General features: G+C 47.1%; 16 protein-coding genes. 13 read left to right on the forward strand and 3 right to left on the reverse strand.

The features are described from left to right. Nucleotides 1–41: 41 nt before the first annotated feature. The 7 genes from KVT36_RS08680 to KVT36_RS08710 all read left to right on the forward strand — a co-directional run bounded on the left by KVT36_RS08680 (nucleotide 42) and on the right by KVT36_RS08710 (nucleotide 9629). Entirely contained in the window at nucleotides 42–1568 is a 1527-nt protein-coding gene (locus tag KVT36_RS08680; protein ID WP_217603100.1) for a glycoside hydrolase family 30 protein, read from the forward strand. 15 nt (nucleotides 1569–1583) lie between these two features. After that, entirely contained in the window at nucleotides 1584–3416 is a 1833-nt protein-coding gene (locus KVT36_RS08685; RefSeq protein ID WP_217603101.1) for a beta-galactosidase family protein, read from the forward strand. Nucleotides 3417–3676: 260 nt separating this feature from the next. Next, nucleotides 3677–4105, forward strand: a complete 429-nt coding sequence (locus tag KVT36_RS08690; RefSeq protein WP_217603102.1) for a MauE/DoxX family redox-associated membrane protein — start codon at nucleotides 3677–3679, stop codon at nucleotides 4103–4105. Between the two features lie 21 nt (nucleotides 4106–4126). Further along, nucleotides 4127–4432, forward strand: coding sequence for a hypothetical protein (locus KVT36_RS08695; protein WP_217603103.1), 306 nt, complete (start codon nucleotides 4127–4129; stop codon nucleotides 4430–4432). Nucleotides 4433–4639: 207 nt separating this feature from the next. Further along, nucleotides 4640–6898 carry a hypothetical protein gene (locus KVT36_RS08700; protein WP_217603104.1) on the forward strand — a complete coding sequence of 753 codons (2259 nt, stop codon included), beginning with the start codon at nucleotides 4640–4642 and terminating at the stop codon, nucleotides 6896–6898. 2 nt (nucleotides 6899–6900) lie between these two features. Beyond that, nucleotides 6901–8628, forward strand: a complete 1728-nt coding sequence (locus KVT36_RS08705; RefSeq protein ID WP_217603105.1) for a T9SS type A sorting domain-containing protein — start codon at nucleotides 6901–6903, stop codon at nucleotides 8626–8628. Nucleotides 8629–8714: 86 nt separating this feature from the next. After that, nucleotides 8715–9629 (forward strand): helix-turn-helix transcriptional regulator, encoded by a 915-nt coding sequence (locus KVT36_RS08710; RefSeq protein ID WP_217603106.1) that lies wholly within the window; start codon nucleotides 8715–8717, stop codon nucleotides 9627–9629. Nucleotides 9630–9646: 17 nt separating this feature from the next. Here the strand turns inward: KVT36_RS08710 and KVT36_RS08715 are convergent, their stop codons facing one another. Continuing rightward, nucleotides 9647–9820 carry a hypothetical protein gene (locus tag KVT36_RS08715; protein WP_217603107.1) on the reverse strand — a complete coding sequence of 58 codons (174 nt, stop codon included), beginning with the start codon at nucleotides 9818–9820 and terminating at the stop codon, nucleotides 9647–9649. On the opposite strand from KVT36_RS08715, the gene KVT36_RS08720 reads away from it, so the two are divergent. After that, nucleotides 9801–12317, forward strand: coding sequence for a DUF5686 family protein (locus KVT36_RS08720; protein WP_217603108.1), 2517 nt, complete (start codon nucleotides 9801–9803; stop codon nucleotides 12315–12317). The genes KVT36_RS08715 and KVT36_RS08720 overlap by 20 nt on opposite strands. A 178-nt stretch (nucleotides 12318–12495) precedes the next feature. Here KVT36_RS08720 and KVT36_RS08725 read toward each other — a convergent pair whose 3' ends face one another. After that, nucleotides 12496–14880, reverse strand: coding sequence for a T9SS type A sorting domain-containing protein (locus tag KVT36_RS08725; protein ID WP_217603109.1), 2385 nt, complete (start codon nucleotides 14878–14880; stop codon nucleotides 12496–12498). A gap of 271 nt (nucleotides 14881–15151) precedes the next feature. On the opposite strand from KVT36_RS08725, the gene KVT36_RS08730 reads away from it, so the two are divergent. The 5 genes from KVT36_RS08730 to KVT36_RS08750 all read left to right on the forward strand — a co-directional run bounded on the left by KVT36_RS08730 (nucleotide 15152) and on the right by KVT36_RS08750 (nucleotide 20775). After that, the gene (locus tag KVT36_RS08730) at nucleotides 15152–17491 is read left to right on the forward strand and encodes a GH92 family glycosyl hydrolase (RefSeq protein ID WP_217603110.1); all 2340 of its coding nucleotides are present in this window, start codon (nucleotides 15152–15154) and stop codon (nucleotides 17489–17491) included. A gap of 145 nt (nucleotides 17492–17636) precedes the next feature. Then, nucleotides 17637–17993 carry a nuclear transport factor 2 family protein gene (locus KVT36_RS08735; RefSeq protein WP_217603111.1) on the forward strand — a complete coding sequence of 119 codons (357 nt, stop codon included), beginning with the start codon at nucleotides 17637–17639 and terminating at the stop codon, nucleotides 17991–17993. Between the two features lie 73 nt (nucleotides 17994–18066). After that, nucleotides 18067–18408, forward strand: a complete 342-nt coding sequence (locus tag KVT36_RS08740) for a YciI family protein (protein WP_217603112.1) — start codon at nucleotides 18067–18069, stop codon at nucleotides 18406–18408. Between the two features lie 44 nt (nucleotides 18409–18452). Next, on the forward strand, nucleotides 18453–19694 hold the full coding sequence (locus KVT36_RS08745) for an RNA polymerase sigma factor (RefSeq protein WP_217603113.1): 1242 nt from the start codon (nucleotides 18453–18455) through the stop codon (nucleotides 19692–19694). Between the two features lie 157 nt (nucleotides 19695–19851). Then, a complete protein-coding gene (locus KVT36_RS08750; protein ID WP_217603114.1) occupies nucleotides 19852–20775 on the forward strand; it encodes a hypothetical protein in 924 nt (307 codons plus the stop codon). 22 nt (nucleotides 20776–20797) lie between these two features. On the opposite strand, the gene KVT36_RS08755 is transcribed toward KVT36_RS08750, so the two are convergent. Further along, nucleotides 20798–23377 carry a sugar-binding domain-containing protein gene (locus KVT36_RS08755; RefSeq protein ID WP_217603115.1) on the reverse strand — a complete coding sequence of 860 codons (2580 nt, stop codon included), beginning with the start codon at nucleotides 23375–23377 and terminating at the stop codon, nucleotides 20798–20800. Between the last annotated feature and the right edge of the window lie 167 nt (nucleotides 23378–23544).

Genomic DNA, 23544 nt, shown 5'->3' on the forward strand with positions numbered 1-23544 from the left:
TTTAAGACTTTACATTTTACATTCCTCATTTCTTTACGGCTATGCGACAGATTACATTATTGCTATGGTTTTTTACAGGAGCAGGCATTGCGCAGGCGCAGATCAAACCGGTTGTTGTAAACATAGATGCTGCGATCACTCATCAAACCATCCGGAACTTTGGCGCATCGGATGCATGGTCATGCCAGTATGTTGGCAACTGGCCGGATGTTAAAAAGCAGCAAATGGCAAACTGGCTGTTTGGCATGGATACTACTGCCGGCGGGCAGCCGCAAGGTATAGGCCTTTCCATGTGGCGTTTTAATATTGGCGCAGGCAGCGCCCAGCAGGGGAATGCCAGCGGCATTAAAGATGAATGGCGCCGTGCAGAATCGTTCCTGGAAAAGGATAGTACCTGGAACTGGAAAAGACAGGCCGGGCAATTATGGTTCTTACAGGCAGCCAAAGCAAGCGGCGTGCAGCAGTTCCTGGCTTTTCTTAACAGCCCGCCGGTGCAGCTTACAAAGAACGGAAAAGCGTTTGCAAGCGGGGGAAATTGCAATATTGATCCTGCTAAATACAGCGCCCTGGCTGCCTACCTGGTGCAGGTACTGAACGGTGTGTATACAAGCGCAGGCATCCTGTTCAATTATATCAGCCCGGTTAATGAACCGCAGTGGGACTGGAGTGATGGAGGGCAGGAAGGTTGCCCTTATACCAATGAGCAGATCAGCGGCCTTGTACGCAGCATCAGCAGCACTTTTGCAGATAAAGGACTTTCTACAAAAATACTGCTGCCCGAAGCAGGCCAGATCAATTATCTCTACGAAAAAGGAGATAAGCCCGGCAAGGGTGAGCAAACCAATACTTTTTTTGACCCGCATTCCACGGGATATTTAGGCAATCTGCCGCAGGTACAGCACAGCATTGCCGCACACAGCTATTTCACAACATCCCCTTACAACAAGGCGGTGCAAATGAGGGAAAAGCTGGCTGCCGGTATTGCAAACATAACCGGCCTGGAATACTGGCAATCCGAATATTGTATCCTGGGCGATAATGCAGGCGAGATCAATGGCAGTAAAAAAGACCTGGGCATGGAAGCTGCCTTATATCTTGCAGGGGTTATTCATAATGACCTGGCAGTGGCCAATGCGGCTGCCTGGCAATACTGGCTGGCCATATCGCCCTATGATTATAAAGACGGCCTGATCTACATAGATAAAAATAAAACAGACGGGCAGTACCATGATAGTAAAATGCTGTGGGCCATGGGCAACTACAGCCGGTTTATACGTCCCGGCGCCCGGCGTGTACAGGTAACCGTTAGTGACAGTGCCGCGCTGGGAAAGAACCTGTTGATCTCTGCTTACAAGAACATTGATAATACCATTAGTATAGTAGTAGTGAACAATAGTGCAGCCGCGGTGGACATAACCCTCCACTGCCGGCATGCAAAATTAAGCCGGGTACGTTCCTACACCACATCAGACCAGGGCAGCCTGGCTCCCGGCAACACTGATATTACTGTAACAAACAGCATCCGTATTCCTGCCCGTGCAGTGGTAACCCTGGCGGGGAAATCTTGATTAAATCAGTAAAGCATGAAAAGGATAAGCGTAGTGATTATTACTATGATGGCTTTTTATTTGGCAGCAGCAGGGCAGCAAACCGGCACACATAGTTTTGCGTTGGGCGATTCTGTTTTTCTGCTGGATGGTAAGCCGTTCCAGATGATCTCCGGCGAAATGCATTACCCCCGCGTGCCCCGGGAAGCCTGGCGCGCACGGATGAAAATGGCAAAAGCAATGGGGCTGAACACCATAGGTACCTATGTGTTCTGGAATGTGCATGAGCCGGAAAAAGGGCATTATGATTTTTCAGGGAATAATGATATTGCCGCCTTTGTAAACACTGCTAAGGAAGAAGGTTTGTGGGTAGTGCTGCGGCCAAGCCCCTATGTTTGTGCAGAGTGGGAGTTTGGCGGTTATCCTTACTGGCTGCAGGAAGAAAAAGGACTGGTGGTGCGCAGCAAGGAGTCCAGGTACCTGGAAGCCTATCGCAATTACATAAAAGAAGTAGGTAAACAGCTGGCGCCCTTACAGGTGAACCATGGCGGAAATATTTTAATGGTGCAGGTGGAAAATGAGTATGGCTCTTATTCAAATGATAAGGAGTACCTGGACATTAACCGTAAAATATTCCAGGAAGCCGGTTTTGACGGCCTGTTATATACCTGCGATCCGGAGCCTGCTATCAGGGACGGGCATTTACCCGGCCTGCTGCCTGCTATTAACGGGATAGATGATCCTGCAAAGGTGAAACAGTTGATCCGCACCTGGCATAACGGCAAAGGTCCTTTTTACATTGCAGAATGGTACCCTGCCTGGTTTGACTGGTGGGGAACAAAACACCATACCATACCCTATGAGAAATACCTGGGCAGGCTGGATAGTGTGCTGGCTGCAGGCATCTCCATCAACATGTATATGTTCCATGGCGGCACCACACGGGGCTTTATGAATGGCGCCAACTATAATGATCAGAATCCTTATGAGCCGCAGATCAGCAGCTATGATTATGATGCGCCCCTGGATGAAGCCGGCAATGCGACAGAAAAATTTATGAAGTTCAGGGAAGTGATCAGCAGGCATTTGCCGGCAGATCAGGTACTGCCTGAAGTGCCTGCAGCCCGGCCGGTTATTGAGATCCCCGCCATCCGGTTCACACGAACCCGCAGTTTATTTGACCTGTTGCCCAAACCGGTTAATAATACAACACCTTTAACGTTTGAAGACCTTGGGCAAGCCTATGGATGGGTATTATACCGCACTACCCTGAACGGAGGCCAGGCCGGCTTGCTGAAAATAAAAGCCCTGCGTGATTATGCGCTGGTGCTCATTAATGGTAAAAGGGCCGCTGTGCTGGACCGGCGTTTAAACCAGGACAGCCTGCAGGTGCAGCTGCCCAAGGGTAAAGTAACACTGGAGCTGCTGGTTGAGAACCTGGGCCGTATTAACTTTGGCCCTTACCTTTTACAGAATAAAAAAGGGATCACGGAAAAAGTGCTGTTGAATAACCGGGAGCTGCTGAACTGGCAACAGTTCAGGCTTCCATTTGATACGTTGCCTGCCGGTGCTGCTAAAGCGTATAGGATTCCCCGTGGTAATGCGCCGGTGCTGAAGGAAGGTACTTTTGTTTTATCAAAAACTGGCGATACTTACCTGGATATGAGCAGCTGGGGCAAGGGAACAGTATGGATCAACGGGCATAATTTAGGCCGGTATTGGGAAATAGGCCCTCAGCAAACTATTTATGTACCTGCAGAGTGGCTGAAGAAAGGTGTGAACCACGTAGCCGTGCTGGAGCTGTTAAAACCCGGTGTGGAAACGTTATCAGGGGTAGAGCGCCCGGTGCTGGATGTGCTGAAGCAGTGAGTTACCCATAATATATTATTGTGCAGCTGGGCGGTATCGTCCGGCTGTTTTATTTAGTATTTGCGCTATACCGTTGTAATGAACCTTTTTTGTTAAACAGTGTTATAGTAAAAAGTGACCCCCTTGCAGCCATACAGCCATGGCTCCCGGATCAAGACATAATGTTTGTCCTATGAAGAAGACCATCTGCTGGGGGCAGCAGTTATAAGTTTTATTAGTCTGTTCATTTTGTTCATTTTGGGAACAAGATCTTTATTTCTATGAAAAAGCAGCTACTTTCAGACCTGATAGCCCTAATGTTCATCATCCTGTTTGTATATGCCGGCTGGATCAAGCTATTGGATCATCATATGTTTCGCAATCAACTTACCGCCTTTGACTATATAAATAGTTTTGCCGGCTTCCTGGCCTGGGCGGTGCCGTTGATCCATTTGGGCCTGGCGCTTCTTTTTATCTGGCCCAGTATGCGTTTATGGGCATTGGGCGGCACCTTTATCCTCCTGCTAACCTATTCTGTCTATATTATTTTAATACTATACCGGGGCGTTAATGTTCCCTGCGCATGTAGCGGATTATTCAGATTTACGTCCTGGGCCGGACAGCTGGTAATGAACAGTCTGCTCCTTGTAATGGCAGCTGCCGGGATAATTTTTGAGATCAGCCCTAAACAGCGTCAGTCATTTTTTTAACCATAATAAAAAATACATTCTATGAAAAAGATCCATTTCGCCACCTTAGTTTTTTTACTTGTTACAACGGCCGTGTTTGTAGTAAAAGGCGCCCATAAGTCCGTTGATATATATTACCAGTTTTATACAGATGCATCCGGGGTTCCTAACCTTTTTGCCGGGGCCAGTGAGGATTTTCTGCTGACAGGCTGCAAATTCGGCCCTGTTATTTGCGGAAAGGTCTACACCGAAGCAGATGTGGAAGAAACCTCCCCCGGCTCTGGTGTGTATGTAGTAATTGCCGGCCATGAGAATAATGAAATAGCTGCCTTTAATAAGTTCGAATAAATTTTAGTTAGCATGTGAAAGGCGATAAACAAAAAACTGGTTTAGCTCCACTTGTGCAGCAAACGATTTGTATGCCCGGAAGGGGCTGACTAAAAGTAAAACCTCTTTTTAGTCAGCCCCACCATTGCTCCTCCATCAGTATCACAATGATCACCGGCATGGCCATTACCCCAGCTGAACCAGACTGGAATCTTTAATGTGAAATATATGATAAAAAAAATCATACAATTATTGATTGGGTGCTGGTGCTGCTGCTGTTCTTCAGCATTTTCCCAGACAGTGATCGTTACAGATGATGCGGCTTATACAACGGGGCAGGCATCAGCGGCGCTGGACGTAAAGTCCACCAGTAAAGGTTTTCTGCCGCCCCGTATGACAGCAGCGCAACGGACAGCAGTTGCAAGCCCGGCTGAAGGTCTGCTCGTTTTTCAGACAGATGGTACTAAAGGGCTTTACTATTATATCAATGGCGCGTGGACCATTCTCACTTCCGGGGCAGGCGGTCCCTGGTCCATCACCGGTAACAGCGGCACCAGCTCCGCCACAAATTTCCTGGGCACAACAGATAGTGTAAGCCTGCGCCTGAATACCAGCAACACTAACAGGATGATCATTGACAGCATTGGCAATATTGGCATCGGTACACTAACGCCCACACAAAAGCTGGCGGTGAACGGCGCCATTGTTTCCACAGCCACCACCTACCCGAATTATGCGTACAACAGCGCATTCAGGATGGCCTTTGGAGAAAGTAATGTACCGGCCAATGAAACCGGCTCCGTAGTGCAATACGGGTCAGGAAGCAATACCCGCAACATGCTGTTTGCTTTCACCAAAACCAATGTAAATACGTCCTTTTTCGGTAATGACGGCAACCAGATGATGCTGGGGTCAGAATCAACCAGGCCTATCACTTTCCGCACCGGCCTTGTGTATACAGCCGCAAATATTATGGGCTCCGGTACAGAGATCATGCGGGTCACACCTACCGGAGTAGGCATTGGCGTTACCAACCCTGCTAACCGCCTGGTAGTAAAGGATACCCTGGAGATCCGGCATGTGGCTGGTGTATCCCAGGTTTTGTTCTCCAATACGTCAGGCGAGGGTGTGGGAGATCTCCGTATTGCCGGCGACGGCGGAGACCTTTTCTGGCAGGGCGGAGGAGGCAGGGCCCTGCAAATGGGATCCTATCATACCACCATCCTGGGTGGGGACCGCCAGACAGCTACCTTACCGGCATTTGTGAGTGGCAGCACCCTGCTTAATACAGGCGTACTCGTAAAAGCACAGCGGGATGTAAGCGTAGCGCTGGCTCTTCAGCCCAATTCCGCTTCCCAGACCGCCAATATCACCGAATGGCGCAATGCCTCAGGTACGGTAATGAATGCAGTAGCTCCTACCGGCTACCTGGGGCTTGGCACTGGAACGCCTACAGCACCCCTGCATGTGGTAGGTACTAATCCCGTAACACTGTTAGGGGTACAGGCAGGTACTGCCACCAGTACAGACAGTATGCTAACTATTTCCAGCGGCATCGTCAAAAAGCTGCCTGTAAGCACTTTCAGCACGCCAGGCAGCAGCTGGTCTACCACCGGCAATACAGGCACCAGCCAAACCACCAACTTTGTGGGTACTACCAGTAATGTAGGGCTTAGCTTTCGCACCAATAACACGCAAAGGATGATCATTGACAGCGTTGGCAGCGTAGCTATCGGAACTACTGTATTTGATCCTGACAACCGGGAAAAGCTCCTTATAGACGCAGGCACCACTACTTCTGTGAATGCTGTTTATGCGAAAGGCACGATCAACAGCTATTTCCAGATGAATATCCGCAATTTATCCAACGGCACGCAGTCCAGCTCAGACTATGTAGCAACCGCAGATAATGGGACAGAAACCACCAATTTTGTGGACATGGGGATTAACGGCTCCGGATATACATACCAGGCTGGCAACCCCATTGAAACCGGTAAACCCAATGATTGTTACCTGATAGGTTCCGGTAACGACCTTTATATTGTCAACAATAACGCAGCTAAGTCCACCATATTCCTGGTGGCCGGTACAGCTGCCTCTAATGAGGCCATGCGGATCTCACCAGCAGAAAATGTGGGCATTGCCACTACAAGCCCTGCCGCCAAGCTGGATGTAGGAGGCACTTTTAAGCTGGGGGCCAGCGGCACTGTTATGAACAACATCATTAAAACATCCGTTTCCATTACAGATAATACCAGTATTACGTATACGGGCAGCCTTACCAAAACGGCCACCGTAACCGGCGCTACCGTTAATGCAACGGTTATTATAAATCCCCGTACCGCATTGCCTAATGGTTTAGGCATTGCATGGTCGCGGGTGAGCGCCGCTAATACGGTACAGCTCAATTTTACCAATACCGGCGCCGGGCTCTTGGGTAACCAGAGCCTGGGCACCGTGGTATTTGATATCACCGTTATTCAATAAATATGATCCTGACCCGGTATATCTTTATCCTGGCTGTTCTTATCCCGGCTGTTTTACGGGCCCAGGGGCTTATTATTCCCTCCGGCGCTTATGTGATCAGTAAAGGGAATATCGTTTTGCAGGCTAACTGGCAGAATGATGGCAGCTTTACCCAGGACACCGGTACCGTGATATTTCACGGTAACGTACAAACGCTGAACGGCGGGCCAACGATCTTTAATAATATAACAACCGGCGCTGGCAGCACCACCACAATTACTACCGCCGGCCATTCGCTGAAAGCGGTCCTCTTATCTGATGGCACGCTGCAGGCGGGCGGAAATCTCACCCTGCTTTCTACCGCAGGGCAAACCGCCCTGATCGATGGAACAGGAGCAGGAGAGGTGCTGGGTAATGTAACCATGCAGCGATATCTGGCTTCCGGCTTCGGGTACAAGTATCTGAGCTCGCCCTTTCAAAATGCTGCTGTTAGTGAGCTGGCAGATGATATAGACCTTGGCGCCTCCTTTCCCACACTGTACCGGTATGATCAGAGCCTCACAAGCTCAGGCTGGGTCCATTACGTGAACCCTTCAGATCCCCTGGTAGTAATGGAAGGGTATGCCGCCAATTTTGGAACAGGCGCCTTGCCCGTTACGGCAGATATTACCGGTGTGGTGAACAATCATACCGTATCCTTACCTGCTTTGTATAACAACCATCAGCCTTATACCCTTGGTTTTAACCTGGTTGGCAATCCTTATCCCTCGCCGGTTGACTGGGATGCTTCCAGCGGGTGGACCAAAACAAATATTGACGACGCCATCTATTATTTTAATGCAGGAACCGTGGATCAGTATACCGGCACCTACAGCTCTTACATCAATGGCGTATCCAGCGACGGTATTGCCGGTAATATCATTGGCGCCATGCAGGGTTTTTTCGTGCATGTGTCAGATGGCGCTTACCCGGTTACAGGCGCTTTGTCTGTTCAGAATACCGCCCGGGTCAATGACCTGAACCCGGACTTTCACCGGGAATATCCTAACCTGTCGCCTGTGCTGCGTTTAACCGCTGCATTTGCCGATGAAAGCTACCCGGCAGACCCCGTGGTGGTTTATTTTGAAGATACTGCCAGTACCCGCTTTGAAGAGCGCCTGGATGCTTTGAAAAGATTGAATACAGATCCGCAGGTGCCCAACCTGTATGCGCTATCCACCGACAATGCAATGTTATCCATATGTGCCTGGCCTACTCTCAAAGACAGTGCAGGCGCCATTCCGCTGGTGCTCCAGACAGATCGTGCAGGATGGATCACCTTTAAGGGGCAGGACCTGGAACGGATCCCAGCCAACTGGCATATTTATCTGCTGGACACTATTGCAAAGGTTACCCGTAGCCTCCAGGCAGAGGCGCCCTACCGGCTGTACCTGGACAAAGGAGAATATAAAAACCGCTTTTACCTGGTATTTCAAAGAAAGGATGATGCCGGGCCGGGCCCTGGCAGTAATAACAATGCTGTTTTTAATGCCTACAGCGTTGCCGGAAGATTATACGCCAATATGCAGAACGTAGCCGCTGGGAAGTGTTATATTACCGTCACTAATTTGCTGGGACAGGTTATGCTGCGGCAGCAGCTTTTTGGCAATGGCATACATGAGCTGAAAGGCCCTTTGAGCAGCGGCCTGTATATTGTAAGCTTTTATGCGCCGCAGCTGCAATACTCGAAGAAAGTGCTGGTTACGCAATAAACCAATTTCTCACTTTAAATACTTTATTTTGTACCTGCAAGCTATCATAACAGCATCCCTGGCTGTAAACGTGAAAAAGGAATTTTATGTACCGTACAAGTGCATTACAGCAATATCATCACTCAGAGCAGGACCCGTCCGGCTATTACCTGGATACTGAAGAACTTTATTTTGGGGACATTGGCCTTAAATGGGGCAGCTGCGCTAACCCTGAACAGCGCGTATATAGTTTCAAACCACGGCAGAATGCAATTGTTTCCCACTTTCGCCTGACCGATCCTGCACCGGAAACACGTTCCGGTAAAGACCAAAGTTTCAGGGAAAAACATTTTGTTGTTTTCAGGGAAGCAACGGAAACCTACGAGCTATCTATATCACCCACCTATGGCGGCACCCGGCAGTTTTTTGAGCTGATGTTATCTGAGCAGCTTTTTAAAAGCATCTTTACACCGGAAAGTGATTTTATGAACCGCTTTGAAGAAAGCGAAATAGTGAACCACCCGCTGCCTGGTTTTTGCGCAGCCATGCAGCCCAATATGTACGCCATCATAAACGAAATGAAAAGCGCACCTTATAGTGGTTCATTAAAGGGGCTCTACCTCGAGGCAAAGTCCATAGAGCTGTTCCTTTCGCAGGTGAGCCAGCTGGATAAGGGTACAGCCGGCAATACAAAATTAAAGCCCGCAGATAAAGACGCATTATACGCAGTTAAAAGCTATATAGATACGCATTATCAGCAGGCTTGCTCTATTGTGGACCTGGCCCGTATGGCCTGCATTAACCAAACCAAGCTAAAAACCGGGTTCAAAGCTTTATTCGGTAATACTGTATTTGCCTATATAAGCGACCTGCGTATGCAGGAGGCTAAAAAATTACTGCTGGACGAAAAATTGCCGGTAGGCGAGGTAGCTGATAAAGTGGGATATGCCCATGCACATCATTTTGCAGTTGCTTTCAGAAAAAAATTCGGCGTGCTGCCGGGAAGCATAAAATTGTTATAGATCATACCCCCGCCATATTAACCGCCATCTCCCGGATGGCAGCGCAGGAATTTACCGGCATTAAAGAACAGCTGGTCCGGAAAATATTCCTGATCGTCTGTAAATGCTGAATTCTCCGGAATATAATCGAAATTGGTATGGCTTTCTGCAAGGCCATTAAAGTCATATAATATGCCCAACCGCACCTGCATACTTGTTTTGCTGTTCTTCATACTACAACAAACCGGCCTGCAGGCGCAATCAGTTAATGTTTACGGCATTGTGCAGGATTCAGTGACCCAATTGCCAATGTCTAATGTAAAGGTAAGCGCAGGAAACGGCCATTATACCACCCTTACGGATACCGAAGGCAAATATTCACTGCGTATAGGCAGTAATGTGCGTTTCCTGCAATTTTCGATGGCGGGTTTTTTTACAAAGGTACGGCCTTGCACCAATGCGTATATACAGGAAATGAATGTGCTGCTGGTCTCCCGGGAGCGGCAGCTGGAAATGGTGGTGGTAAATAGCAAACGGCAGCGTTACAGCAACCGGAATAATCCTGCGGTGGAATTAATAAAACAGGTAGTTGCCCACCGTAATGAGAATGGCATTGGCGCATATACTACTGCAAGTTATGGCCAGTATGAAAAGCTGTGCATGTACCTGGATGGGTTTCCACGCTGGCTATCGGATAAAGGCCCATTGAAACGGTATCATTTTATTTTTGAAAATAAGGATACTACCAAGGTAGCAGGCAAGCAGCTGGTGCCCATTTATATAGAGGAAAATGTATCCCGCAATTATTTTCAGCGCAGCCCGCAAAAGAAGAACCAGGTGATAGAGGGGCAGAAGAAAGTTGATTACGGTGATTTTATAGATACACATGGAGTAAGCGTTATCCTGAACCGGCTATACGAAGATATTAATATCTACGATCCTGTTGTGGTGGCTTTTACCCGGCAGTTCATCAGCCCTATCTCAGACGCAGGACCTGCCTTTTACAAATATTTCATACAGGACACCATTGTAGAGGAGAATGTTAAGCTGGTACGCCTTTCTTTAATGCCCCGGAATACCAACGCACTGTTATTTACAGGTACCTTGTATATTACGCTGGACGGGCATTACGCGGTAAGAAAGCTGAACCTGCATACCAATAAGAATATGAACCTGGGCCTGGTACGGAATTTCTCTGTTATCCAGGATTTTGAGCAGGATAGCGTTACGCATAAATTTCACCTGGCTTACTCTGATGTGATCACAGACTTTGGCTTAACCAAAGGTACCTCCGGCCTGTTTGGTGAAAGACTGGTGCTTTTCAGCAACTTTGTAACCGGGCAGCCCATTGCAGACAGCCTTTTTAAAAAAGACTACACCGTCGAGTATAAGCCGGTTGTAAAACCGGATAGTTTTTTCCGGGCCTACCGGCTCAATACCCTCTCCACAACAGAAGCCCGCACCTACGGGAGCATTGATAGCCTGCTGCATATGCCATCCTACAAACTAACCACAGACCTGATAAATATGAGCGCAACGGGTTATAAATCCTTTGGTGCTGTTAGCGCAGGGCCGGTTTTCAGCTTCCTGAGCTATAACCCGGTGGAAGGTTTTAAGCTCCGGGTAGGAGGGCGCACCACTACCACTTTCAGCAAGCGGTATTACCTGGATGGTTACCTGGCATATGGTACAAAAGACCAGCAATTCAAATACTTTGGCAGCGCCACCTATTCCTTTAATAACCGCTCTGTTTACAGGTATCCCATGCATTTTCTGCGGGTAGGCTACCGGCACGATACCAACATTCCAGGTACGGATGATGAATACGTGGAAAGCAATCTTTTACTTTCCATTAATAGCGGGGCTAATGACAAATACCTGTATAACAACATTTTCCGGGTGGATTATGTCTATGAATTTAGCAACCACCTGCTGGCTGGCTTTGGTTTTAAATATAAAAAACAGCATCCCTCCGGAAGCTTGCTCTTTGCACATGGCGTGGATACGGTTAGCTCCCTGCAAACAAATGAGCTCTCCGCCACATTCCGCTGGGCGCCTCATGAGCAATTTTACCAGAATGATCTGGGCCGTTTTAGCGTTGTAAACCGTTACCCCATACTAACCCTTAATTACACGCATGGCTTTAAGGGGTTGAGTGGCGAATATAATTATAACCGCTTTGATGCCACCCTCACAAAAAGGTTTTACTGGGCACCCTTCGGTTATACGGATATAACGGGCAATGCGGGGTACATTACAGGAAGCTTACCCTGGCCTTTGTTAGAAATGCACCAGGGCAACCAAACGCTGGGATACAGCTCAAGCGGCTTTAATATGATGAACTACCTTGAGTTTGTAAGCGATCACTATGCGGGCATCAGTATTGAACACTCTTTTAAAGGCTTCTTTTTTGACCGTATACCACTGATAAGGAAATTAAAATGGCGTGAAGTAATATCCGGCAGGTTGCTCTATGGTGGCTTACGTACAGAGAACCAGCCCTGGGCAAATGGCGCTTTTAAATTTCCGGTTAAGGATAATGTAACGGCTACGTATATACTTAACAGCGGTCCGTATTTTGAAGCGGGCGCTGGTATTACCCGTATTTTCAAAGTACTGCGTATAGATGTGATCCGGCGTTTTACCTACCTGAACCATCCCTCCGTATCGCAATGGAGTGTACGGGGAGGAATAAACTTTGAGCTGTAAGTATGATCATTCCGGTTAATTACGCCAGCTTCCCGGTAGCAGTTTTAAACCTGGAGATTAAAATTTATCGTGGGCCCTTCCTGGTTGCTGCCGGAAACTTGTAATATCCTGCCTTTGCGTAAAAAAAGATGGCGCCTCACAACCGGGGCGCCATCATAGTATAAGATCGTTAAGCGCTTTATAAATGCAGCAGCTTAATAGTTTTTACAGGCTCCTTACTGCCGGCATCCTGCACCTGCAGATAGTAAATACCTTTTATGAACAGGCTGCCACTCAGCTCAAGCACTTTTTTGCTTTGATTAAATGAGCGGTCTGTAAGCACAGCCCTGCCCTGCGCATCAAACAGCTGCAGGATGTACGTTTTGTTTGCATCCAAACCAGTAACCGTAAGCTGTTCGCTGAAGGGATTAGGCGATACGCTCAGCGGGCCGGTTTCCTCCGTTATCCGCAGCTTATCGGCCCCCACCATTAATGGCGACAGGGCATTGGTAATGGTAAAGCTGCGCACTATACTGATACTATCCAGCTTGTGCTTAAAGCTCACTTTCAGCTGATGTGTGCCGGTAGTATACAATGAGGGAGAAATGATAAAGGTATGATCCGGTGTTATGGGCAGCAGCTGGTTGTTATCCAGCAGCACCATTACATCCGTACGCGCCTGTGGAATGGGATAGTTGGCTATAAGAATGGTATCCGGGGCAGCGGCCCTGCTATAGCTGCTTTCCAGCGTTCTTAAAATGGGCGGTGTATTCAGCTGCGGGTAAACGCGTAAGATCACCGGCGTGTCGTTTGCTGAATAGGCAGCCACCGTGTTAAAGCTCATCCATTGCAATGTATCTACCCCTACCATATTGGGGTTGGGTGTATAATACATGCGGTCTATTTCAGCCAGTGTTATATCAACGCTTCGTTGATAAAATACCGCCCTGCCATCTACCGTAAGCTTACCCCAGGTGGGTAGCTTGTTGATCCTGATACCGATCAGCGGGTTGGAAGAATTTTCCTTAAACTGGCTTGACCAGAAACGGATAGGCACACCTGCCAGCGTATTACGTTCAAAGGGTTTTATAGTGTCGGGCGGCAGGGTAATATTTAGATAAATATCAGCAGGCTCCGTCCAGGTTACCCCGTCAAAGGCCCGCCATTTAATGGTATCCCGGCGGATGGGCAAGCCAGGGGCGCTGTATTTGAGCGTGTCCAGGTCGGCTCTTAAAATAATGTTGTTATTGCCCAGGATAGGCTGGTTGTTCTTATTTAACAATACACCTTTTGAAGGGCGTTTAACAATTTCTATGCGGTCCAGCTGACCGGGACCGGAGCCGGGGCCTACATAATGTTCCAGGAAATCGCTGGCGGGCAGCGGGTTACGGGTGTTTGTATAAGCCACTTTGCTGAAAGACTTTAAATAATGGTTGGCAAGGGTATCCTTTATTACAGTATATAAGGTAGTGCCAATAGCAGCCAGCCAGGTAGTATCCTGGTAGTACATCCAGGAGGTGCCGCCGGCTATTTGCCTGTTATAGCTTCCATCCTGGCTAACAAGGTAGGTGCGCTGCTCTCCGCCCGACACAGTTCTTACGGCAATATCTCCCTGTGCATTTATGGCAGCCATGCGCGCATAACCAATATCCGTATGCGTTTGTATATTCAGCACATCACGGAAAGTGCCCTGCCTGTCGCGGGTATACACTTTTCCCACAGTAGTATAATAGTAAGGCGCGGTTAAATTTACGCCTGCTATATAACCGTTATTGATAATAGGGTGGGTAACGTTCATTAAAAAATCAGAAAAGCCGCCATAATCGCCTCCGGTCAGCAACAGGGTTACGGAATCCTGCTCATATAAAAAAGCCTGCGTTGCATCCTGCTCCCGGTAATTCAGGAAGGTAACGCGTTCCCCGTCGGTTTGCAGCTCATAAATGTATTCGGGGCCGTCCGGAAACTCGGAAGGTATTAAATGATAGATCAATTTGTTTACGCCGTTTTTATAGGTATACAGGTATTGACCGGTGCTGTATGTCACCATGCCATTGGCCGCCACGTTTGCAGACTGTACGCTGCTGTCTGCCACAAGGGTTTGCTGGTTGGTGGCCAGGTTCCTTAAAAACAGGCCCCCGCCGCCGCCGGGCGCTGTGGACCATATGGCATAATCGCCGGCCGTATGTACGTTGGACATTTGATCTGCCAGCTTGGTAAGCACACCTTGTTTCCATTCGTATAACGATACCAGGCCACTACCGGAAGCACTTCCAATAGTTTGTCCTGAAATGAGGGCGCCGTAAGGGGTAACCCAGGCATATGCGTGATCTGAATTGATCTGGGTTAAGCCATTAATATCGTATGATTTATTATACGGAATAACGGTAACGGCGCCTGTACTTACATCGCCCAGGTAGTAAGTGAAATTATTGACCACCTGTTTCACCGACAATACCTTGCCGTAGCCATAATCCAGTATAATGGAACTGTCCGGCCCCTTGTAAGCGGGTTTCAGGTAAGGATTCTGGGCAATTGAAGCTGTACTCCATGACAGGAGCAACAGAAAGGAGTAGATTTTTCGCATAAAGAAATTATTGAGGTTTTATTAAAGTTACTGACACAGAAGGCCGCAAACATTCAAAATGCCAATCCGGCCACAGGTCATAAATATTAAATAAGAAAACAGGAAAGCGTTAATCTTCCGCTAATGTGTGGTTAATACAACAAACACAAGTTACGCGAAAAAATTATTGGTTGTTAGTTATTTTTGTCAACCTGATGAAGGCAATGAACAAACATTTTATATCAACCAAAAGCTTATTATGAAGGGGGCGCGCAGCATATTGAAAATTAACTTGAAACGTTTTGCAGTTTGGTCCGTTCTGTGTATACCCGCTTGGGCAAATGCACAGCGCATACCGCCACAACGCCCGGTAGATCTGGTTTACCCGCTGCTGGATGCCGCCAATTCACGCTGGTTTTATTTTTCATCTGCCTGCCGGCCCTTTGGCATGGTAAGCGTTTTTCCTGATAATATTGTTACCGGCGACTGGAACGGCGGCTACCGGTATAAGGAAGATACCATCCGTTATATCAGCCATATCCATGAGTGGCAGCTCTCCGGTGTAGGGGTAATGCCCTGTACTTTTTCGGGGGATAGTTTGGCGGCGCTGCTGAAAGATCCATCCTCCGTTTTTTCGCACAAAAAAGAAACCATTAAACCCGGTTATCATTCGGTTTTTTTAGACAGATACCATATCACGGCAGAGGTAACAGCTACCGGCAGGGTAGGGCTGCACCGCTACCGTTATGCCGGGAAAGGCAGCCGGGGTATTGTTTTCCAGCTAAGCGGCAACCTCGGGCCCTCGGAAATTATAGCAGCGGGTTATGAGCAGGTATCAGATTATGAAATAAGAGGTTATGTGGTTAATGGGAAAACAAGCAGGCGTCCCAAGCCGGTGACGGTTTATTTTTCGGCAATATTCAAAACTCCTGTTACGGCCATCTACCTGTCAGAAAATAATGTTGTAAGATCAGCGGTGAAACAATGGAAAGGTACCAACGGAATGCTGCTGGTGCAGCTGGCAAATACCACTGAGCCGGTAGAAATGAAAGTAGGCATCTCTTTTACCAGCCAGGAAGCAGCAGCGGCCAACAGGCTGGCAGAAGCGCCGGACTGGAATTTTGACCAGGTGGTAAAAGCCGCAGGTAATGAATGGAATGAAATGCTGGGCCGTATAAAGGTGGAAGGCGGAACGTATAAGCAACAGCGCAGGTTTTATACGGATCTATGGCATGCCATACAGGGCCGGCGCGTAATAAGCGACATAGATGGCAAGTACGTGGATAATACAGGCAGCGCATCTGTTGTAAAACAGGTGCCGTTAAACAGCCAGGGAAAGCCTGAATTCAGCATGTACAATTCCGATGCCTTCTGGGGCGCGCAATGGACATTAAATACCCTCTGGGACCTGGTTTACCCGGAAATAACTTCCGGTTTTTGCAATTCCTTCCTGCAATATTATAAAGATGGCGGCCTTATACCACGCGGCCCTGCCGGCGGTAATTATACTTTTGTGATGACAGGTGCGCAAACAACACCTTTTTATGTAAGCGCCTGGCAAAAAGGCATCCGGGATTTTGATGTGAACCTGGCTTATGAAGGATTAAGGAAAGATCACTTTCCCGGGGGCATGATGGCAAAAGCCGGTTACGAGCATACCACTGCAAAAGGTGGCGGTATTGAGCAGTATATTGCCAAAGGGTATGTGCCTTATCCGCTCTCAGATACGGTGTATGGTATGCATATGGACGGCGCTTCCATTACACTGGAAAATGCTTACCAGGACTGGTGCCTGGCGCAAATGGCAAAGGAATTGGGTAAGCAGGACGACTACCGCCTGTTTATGGAACGCTCGGGGAATTTTAAAAACCTGTATAATTCCCAGGCAGGATACATGGTGCCTAAAGACCGGGAAGGGAAATGGCGGGAGCCATACGATCCTTTGGAAGATCAGCATGGTTTTGAAGAGGCAAACGGTGCGCAGGCTACCTGGTTTGTGCCGCATGCGCTGCCGGAACTATTTAATTTAATGGGCGGTAAAAAGAATGCGGTTGAAAAATTAAACAGCCAGTTTGAGGCTGCGCGTGCTTACCGTTTCTCCAGTGAATACCAGGGCAACCCGCCGGAAATGATCAAAAAGCAGCGCATCCCGGTTAATTATTCCAACCAGCCAAGCATACAAACTGCTTTCATTTTCAATTATGCAGGGGCACCCTGGCTTACCCAATACTGGAGCCGTACGGTGATTGACAGCGCTTACAGTGAGCTGTCGCCCTATTTAGGTTACAACGGTGATGAAGACCAGGGCCTGATGGGATCCCTGAATGTATTAATGAAAACAGGTTTGTTCCAGATGACGGGTGGCTGTGAAGCTGATCCGCGTTATGAAATTTCCAGTCCTATTTTTAACAGGATCACCTTTGTGCTGAACCCGAAATATTATAAAGCAAAAACTTTTGTGATAGAGGCCCGGCATAATTCCGCAATAAATAAATATGTGCAATCCGCCACGCTGAACGGTGCGCCGCTGAATAAATTTTATTTCAGGCAAAGCGATATTAATAAAGGCAGCACCTTAATACTGAATATGGGAGCAGAGCCTGATAAGAGCTGGGGAACAGCCATTGAATAAGAGCGCCGGGTTATAACAGGCAGCATCACCAACCTTATCACTATTCACTGGCAAGGAAGTTGTTGTAAAACAATGATATTGATAGCGCTGGTCACTTGATAAGCCGGCCAGTTGCAGAAACTTTTTCTTTAAAAAAACCAGTCTTATGGAAAAGCAGCAATCAACCCTTGTAAGCCCGGCAGAAGCAGTACAGGGCTTTCTTCAGGCATTGAATGAAGATGACTTTGATACGGCCAGGCAATACCTGGCAGATGACTTTACTTTTGTGGGCGTGCTGGGTACGCGCAATGGTGCAGAGGTGTACATGCAGGATATGAAAAAGATGAAATTTAAATACCAGGTAAAAAAACTTTTTGTGCAGGATCAGGATGTATCCGTATTTTATGACATCAATATGGGAGAGGTGGTAATCTTTGCTGCCGGCTGGTACAAAGTAGGCAAGGATGGTATTAAGTCATTGAATGTCATCTTTGATCCCAGGCCGGTACTGGCCAAATCTTAAAAATATTTTCCATTTTGTCCCCATTGAGAATTACCGGTCGTCCCTAGGGTATAAACCAATAAAACTTAAAAAAATGAAAGAGTTCTTATTTGTATTCAGAGCAGACTACAAGACCATGCCCCAGGCATCACCGGAACAAATGCAGGCCAATACCCAAAAATGGATGAACTGGGTGGCAGGGATTGCCGCACAGGGTAAGCTGGTTGACCGGGGCAACCGGCTGATGAGCACGGGCAATGTGTTAAAAAGCGATGGCATCATTTCAGATGGTCCTTACACGGAGATCAAGGAATCCATCCTGGGCTACACGCTTGTAAAAGCGGCCTCTCTGGAAGAAGCAACCGCGCTTGCAAAGGATTGCCCGATATTATCATTCGGCGGAAATGTGGAGATCAGGGAAATTAATGCACTGTAATAATTATTATAGCCCTTGCAAATTTGCAGGGGCTTTTTTTATCTATGCAACAGGATAACTTAATACCACACTTATTTAGAACGGAGTACAGCAAAATAGTGGCTGTGCTCTATCATTCGTTTAATTTAAAGCAGCTTGAAATTGCCGAAGATATTGCGAGCGAAACCTTTCTGAAAGCCGCCGAAGTCTGGAGTATTAAAGGGATCCCGGAAAATCCGGCTGCCTGGCTTTATACCGTGGCAAAAAACAAAACTAAAGACTATTTTAAACACAATGCTGTTGTTGAAAAGCAGGTCAGAGAGGCCAAACAGTTAAATGATATTGAAGCAGCGCCGGAGTTTGACTTCAGCGATCAGAATATAGCCGACAGTCAGCTGGCCATGATCTTTACGGTTTGTGATCCCGGCAATTCTGCAGAGTCCCAGATCTGTTTAGCCCTTCAGATCCTTTGCGGGTTTAGCATGGAAGAAATTGCAAATGCTTTTTTAACAAAAATAGAAACCATAAAAAAGCGTTTGCAACGGGCCAGGACCAACCTTCGTAATGGTGATTTCCAGATCAAAATTTTAAGTGAAGCGGAAATTAAGACCCGCTTGGAAAGTGTTTTAAAAACGTTATACCTGTTGTTTAATGAAGGGTATTTTTCCCAGACCAATAATCAGCTGATCCGTAAAGATCTTTGTTCTGAAGCGGTCCGGTTAACGTATATCCTTACGGAGAATAGCCTGACCAACACACCCCAGGCAAACGCATTGCTTGCCTTAATGTGTTTTCAAAGCTCACGTCTTGACGCAAGAATAAGCGATAACGGGGAAGCAATTCTGCTGGAAGACCAGGACAGGAATTTGTGGGATGGGGAATTAATTGAAAAAGGAAATCATTACCTGGTACATGCCTGCCAGGGCAATGAAATTTCAAAATATCACCTGGATGCAATGCTTGCATACTGGCATACCACCCCAACTGATAAAGATAAGTGGCAGCATATTTTGCAGTTATACAACCAGCTTATTATTATTGAATACTCACCTGTAACTGCATTGAACCGGGCATTTGCGTTTGCAAAAGTATTTGGTCATGAAAAAGGCATACAAGAAGCGGAGAAGCTAAAGCTGGATGAACATGTCTATTATCATTCCCTGCTGGGGTATCTGTATGCAGGCATCAACAGCGGCAAAGCAATTCACCATTACGAAAAAGCGGTTGGGCTTACAAAGTCCAGGATAGAAAAGCAAACCCTCTCAAAGGAAATAAAACGGCTGACTGAAAAGAAGGCTGCTGGTTAATGACATTTTTTATGCACATCCTGCCATACGCTGGTGCCCATATTCTTCCGGTTGCTGTAGTCTGATGCATATTTCTGGCGTATAGGCCAGGGCGGGCTTAACGGATATCTGACTTTGTTTTATCAGGAAGTTTAGTTTTTTTTGTACTTTTTTATTTATGATGAGTAAAAAGATTATAGCCCTGTTCATTTTAACAATAGCATCTCAAACTTCATACGCCCAGAGCCCGGAATATATATACAGGAATGCAAAAGATAGCCTCCGGAATTTTTACGTGGTAAGGCAGCCTGCCGGCAGTATAAAAGGTGCTATCGTCCTGGTAAGTATAGGATTGTCAGATAGTGCCAAGAAGGCCGCTTATGCAAAAGGGATCTTGTTAATGACAGCGGTGCCTACAGACGCTTATCCTGATTTTCTTATAGGCAGCCTGGTGCCGGAGCGGCTGGATTCAATGATCAGCGAAGCAATACTAAAGTATAAGATCCCTGGTAGAAAAATAGTGATTGGCGGGATGTCTGCTGCCGGAACAGCGGCAGTTAGGTTCGCGGAATACTGTTCGCAAGGAAAAAGTGTTTTCGGGATAAGACCGTTGGCTGTATTTGCGGCAGATCCTCCGTTAGACTATGAACGGCTCTATAATGAATCAGAAAATGCTGTTCTGAGAAACTATAGCGCTGATGCAGTCGCGGAGGGTAAACAGCTGATGTCTTTCTTTAAAGACAAACTGAAAGGAGCTCCCGGCGATAACAGGCCCGCGTATCAGCAGGCATCGCCTTTCAGCCATACCGTGAAACAGGGCGGAAATGCATCTGTTCTCACAGATATGCATGTAAGAATGTATGCAGAACCGGATATAAACTGGTGGATCAATAATAGAAGAAAAGATCTTTATGATTTAAATGTTTTGGATCTGGCTGCTTTTATTAATCAGTTAAAATTACTGGGTAACAATAACGCAGAATTAATTGTAACCAGTAACAAAGGGTATGGAAAGGATGGAAGCAGGCATCCTCATTCCTGGAGTATTGTTGATGAAACAGATCTCCTGAACTGGTGTATCCATCTATTTGAAAATCATTAAGACAGATCTTATGCATATCAGCTTAATCATTATACGCTTTTGCTTCCAGCCTGTACCCGTTCTTCAATAATGCCTTATCTACTGCTACCTGCACCTGTTTTTGCTCTTCCTGCATCAGGTTAAAATAGGAGTCGCTGATCAAAGCCGGTAAGATCTGTTTATTATTATTGTCCAGCAGCTGCACACGTACACCAACAGCAGCGGATTGCCTGGATCTGTTGGTAACGGTGAATGTAAGATGGTTACCAGATAATGCCGGTTGGCTTACAGCAACAGTTGCCCGTGGCAGTGTATTCAATGCCGTATAATTCAAATATTCTTTTCCCAGCAGGTAAGTGTTTGTTGATAGTAACACGCCTTTATCATCATATAATTTCAATCGCAGGAAATACACGGCAGACAAGCCTGAAGAATCATCCAACAAGGTAAAGGCTTCTTTTAAAGAAGTTGCATTTACCTGTAAGGTTGTTTTTTTTCCATATCCGGCAACCGGCTTACCATCTGCATTATAAACACTTGCTTCAGCAGTCAGGTTATGCAATGCATGTTGCGTATTATTGATCACTTTCACCATTCGTGTAGCCGGGTTCCATTGAATATGCAGGGGCTCACAGGCTGATCTTGCGCCAAAATAAGCGCCTGTAAGATCGTAATAGTAATCATAGGTTTGCCAGATCATGGAAGGGTAAGCGGACTGGCTCATCCAGATCAGCAGACCGGATGCATCATTCCACATATGATCATTCCATGCCTCAAACATGGCTTTCATGGTTTCAAGGTTCAGCAGCTGCGCCTTTTTACAAAAATCTTCCAGGGTAGTAGCTTTACCATAGCTTTTATTAATATCGTTGATGTATTTAACCGGGTCGGCCCCGCCGCCCATTGCACCATCTGTACTAAAGAAATGCCTGGCCCACATGTTATCCTTGCTGTTAACAGCCTCCGGGGTGGGAGGGATCCAAAACTCCTGTGGCATGAATTTTTTAAAGCTCTCGGGGTTCACAAATGTGGCCATGCCCAGCTCACTGCGCATGCCCCAGCTATTACGGGAAAATAGGTAGCCATTATGCGGGTCGGTAAAATAGGTCTTTGGATCAACATTGGCCCAAATGCCGCTGCCGGAAAGGTTTTTACTGCCTCCCTGTATGGAGAAGTTAGGGTTGGCAACTCCTGCATTTGAACGGGGCAGGTATAACCTGCTATCCCCGTCGTACTGTTGAATGGCAGCCGTAATAACATTGCTGATAGCGCCATGCGCATCACCGCCAGGTACCCCTTCATTGGCGCCGCACCATATTACAACCGCAGGGTGGTTCCTGAACTTTTTAAGCTTTTCCACAACATTATCCCTGAACATATCCAGGCTGTCAATACCGCCCATGTTGTTCAGCCAGAAATCGTCCCAAACCATAATGCCGTATTTGTCGCAGTAGTCATAAAAGGCATTATCCGTTACTTCTCCTGTCCAGTTACGGATCATATTAAAATGCATGGCCTGGTGCAGGCGTATGCGGGTATCATAGTCGCTGCCCCTTGCTTTCAGCATATAGTCGGACATGCCCCAGTTGCCGCCTTTCACAAGTACAGGTACATCGTTCACGTATAAACGCATAGGCCCGTTGAGGGAAGTTGTGTCGCTGGAAATTTTGCGGATACCAAAAGCCTGTATTGTTTTGTCTGTGACAGAGCTGCCTGTTTCAAATGACAGCTTGCAGGAATACAGGAATGGATCGCCATATCCATTAGGCCACCAAAGATGTGGATGTTGGATTGTTTGGACGGGAAAGCTGTATTCCTGGCTGCTTCCCGGTGCCAGGGTAATGGCTTTGCTATTAACGGTAATATTACCCGGGCTGATCACGGCTTTCAGTGTGCCGGTAATGCTAACCGGGGAGGCGTTCGTAAGCCGGGCAGCTACTGTGACGGCTGCCGCGCTGGTATCCGGCATATCGGTTCGTATCGAGGGATCAGAGATGTTCACAGGGCCTGTAACTGCAATGGCTACTGTATCGGTGATGCCGCTGTTCAAACCAGGTACGGCCGGCATCCAGTCCCAGCTGCCGCTGCAAATGTAGGTGGGGCTTTCCCAATTAGCCAGGCCATGATCATGGGCAGGATCGTATTTAGGAGGGGAGATCAGCACCGCAATGGCATTCCTGCCTTTTGAATGCAGCAGGGAAGTAATATCATAGATGCCCCGCTGCATATGCCCGTGTAAGTAGCCCAGGTGTTTGCCATTGAAATAGATGTCTGCGTATTTATTGATACCATTAAATTTTAACCATACACGCTGCTGCTGTTGCACCGTTATTGCAGGAAATTCTGTTCTGTACCAGAAAGGCCGGTTATATTTTGCGGCATCTACCTGGTAAATATTATCCGCGTAATCCGGATCTTTTTCTTTCCCTGCTTTCACATAGGCGTAAAATACAGTGCCGGGTACAAGGGCCGGTACCCAATCCCTGTCGGGAAAACCAGGGCTGGCAATATCAGCGGCTTGTCCCTGTACGGTTGCCTGTGGAGCGACTTTCCAGTGAAGGCTTTGACCATATAATAAGGTACCGGTAAGCAGGGATAAGAGCAGCAATGCAATTGACTTCATAAGTGGTGAAATGTTTCCGCAATAATAAAAAATATTTGCTAAACCGGTTTAGTAATGTTAAAATAGCGATTTTTACAGTTTATTATTTTACTGCTCTGCAAATAAATACAAATTATATAAATATTAATATGTTAATGATGTTGTACGGGAAATTCTTTTATACTTTA

Origin of the sequence: Chitinophaga sp. GbtcB8 (genome assembly GCF_019091455.1) — a bacterium.
Lineage (GTDB): Bacteria > Bacteroidota > Bacteroidia > Chitinophagales > Chitinophagaceae > Chitinophaga.

Coding starts and splice junctions, on each gene's coding strand:
- KVT36_RS08725 (WP_217603109.1), bottom strand. CDS start 14,880: ATGCGAAAAATCTACTCCTTTCTGTTGCTCCTGTCATGGAGTACAGCT.
- KVT36_RS08740 (WP_217603112.1), top strand. CDS start 18,067: ATGAAAGAGTTCTTATTTGTATTCAGAGCAGACTACAAGACCATGCCC.
- KVT36_RS08745 (WP_217603113.1), top strand. CDS start 18,453: ATGCAACAGGATAACTTAATACCACACTTATTTAGAACGGAGTACAGC.
- KVT36_RS08690 (WP_217603102.1), top strand. CDS start 3,677: ATGAAAAAGCAGCTACTTTCAGACCTGATAGCCCTAATGTTCATCATC.
- KVT36_RS08715 (WP_217603107.1), bottom strand. CDS start 9,820: ATGCAGGTGCGGTTGGGCATATTATATGACTTTAATGGCCTTGCAGAA.
- KVT36_RS08700 (WP_217603104.1), top strand. CDS start 4,640: ATGATAAAAAAAATCATACAATTATTGATTGGGTGCTGGTGCTGCTGC.
- KVT36_RS08705 (WP_217603105.1), top strand. CDS start 6,901: ATGATCCTGACCCGGTATATCTTTATCCTGGCTGTTCTTATCCCGGCT.
- KVT36_RS08695 (WP_217603103.1), top strand. CDS start 4,127: ATGAAAAAGATCCATTTCGCCACCTTAGTTTTTTTACTTGTTACAACG.
- KVT36_RS08735 (WP_217603111.1), top strand. CDS start 17,637: ATGGAAAAGCAGCAATCAACCCTTGTAAGCCCGGCAGAAGCAGTACAG.
- KVT36_RS08750 (WP_217603114.1), top strand. CDS start 19,852: ATGATGAGTAAAAAGATTATAGCCCTGTTCATTTTAACAATAGCATCT.
- KVT36_RS08710 (WP_217603106.1), top strand. CDS start 8,715: ATGTACCGTACAAGTGCATTACAGCAATATCATCACTCAGAGCAGGAC.
- KVT36_RS08685 (WP_217603101.1), top strand. CDS start 1,584: ATGAAAAGGATAAGCGTAGTGATTATTACTATGATGGCTTTTTATTTG.
- KVT36_RS08680 (WP_217603100.1), top strand. CDS start 42: ATGCGACAGATTACATTATTGCTATGGTTTTTTACAGGAGCAGGCATT.
- KVT36_RS08720 (WP_217603108.1), top strand. CDS start 9,801: ATGCCCAACCGCACCTGCATACTTGTTTTGCTGTTCTTCATACTACAA.
- KVT36_RS08755 (WP_217603115.1), bottom strand. CDS start 23,377: ATGAAGTCAATTGCATTGCTGCTCTTATCCCTGCTTACCGGTACCTTA.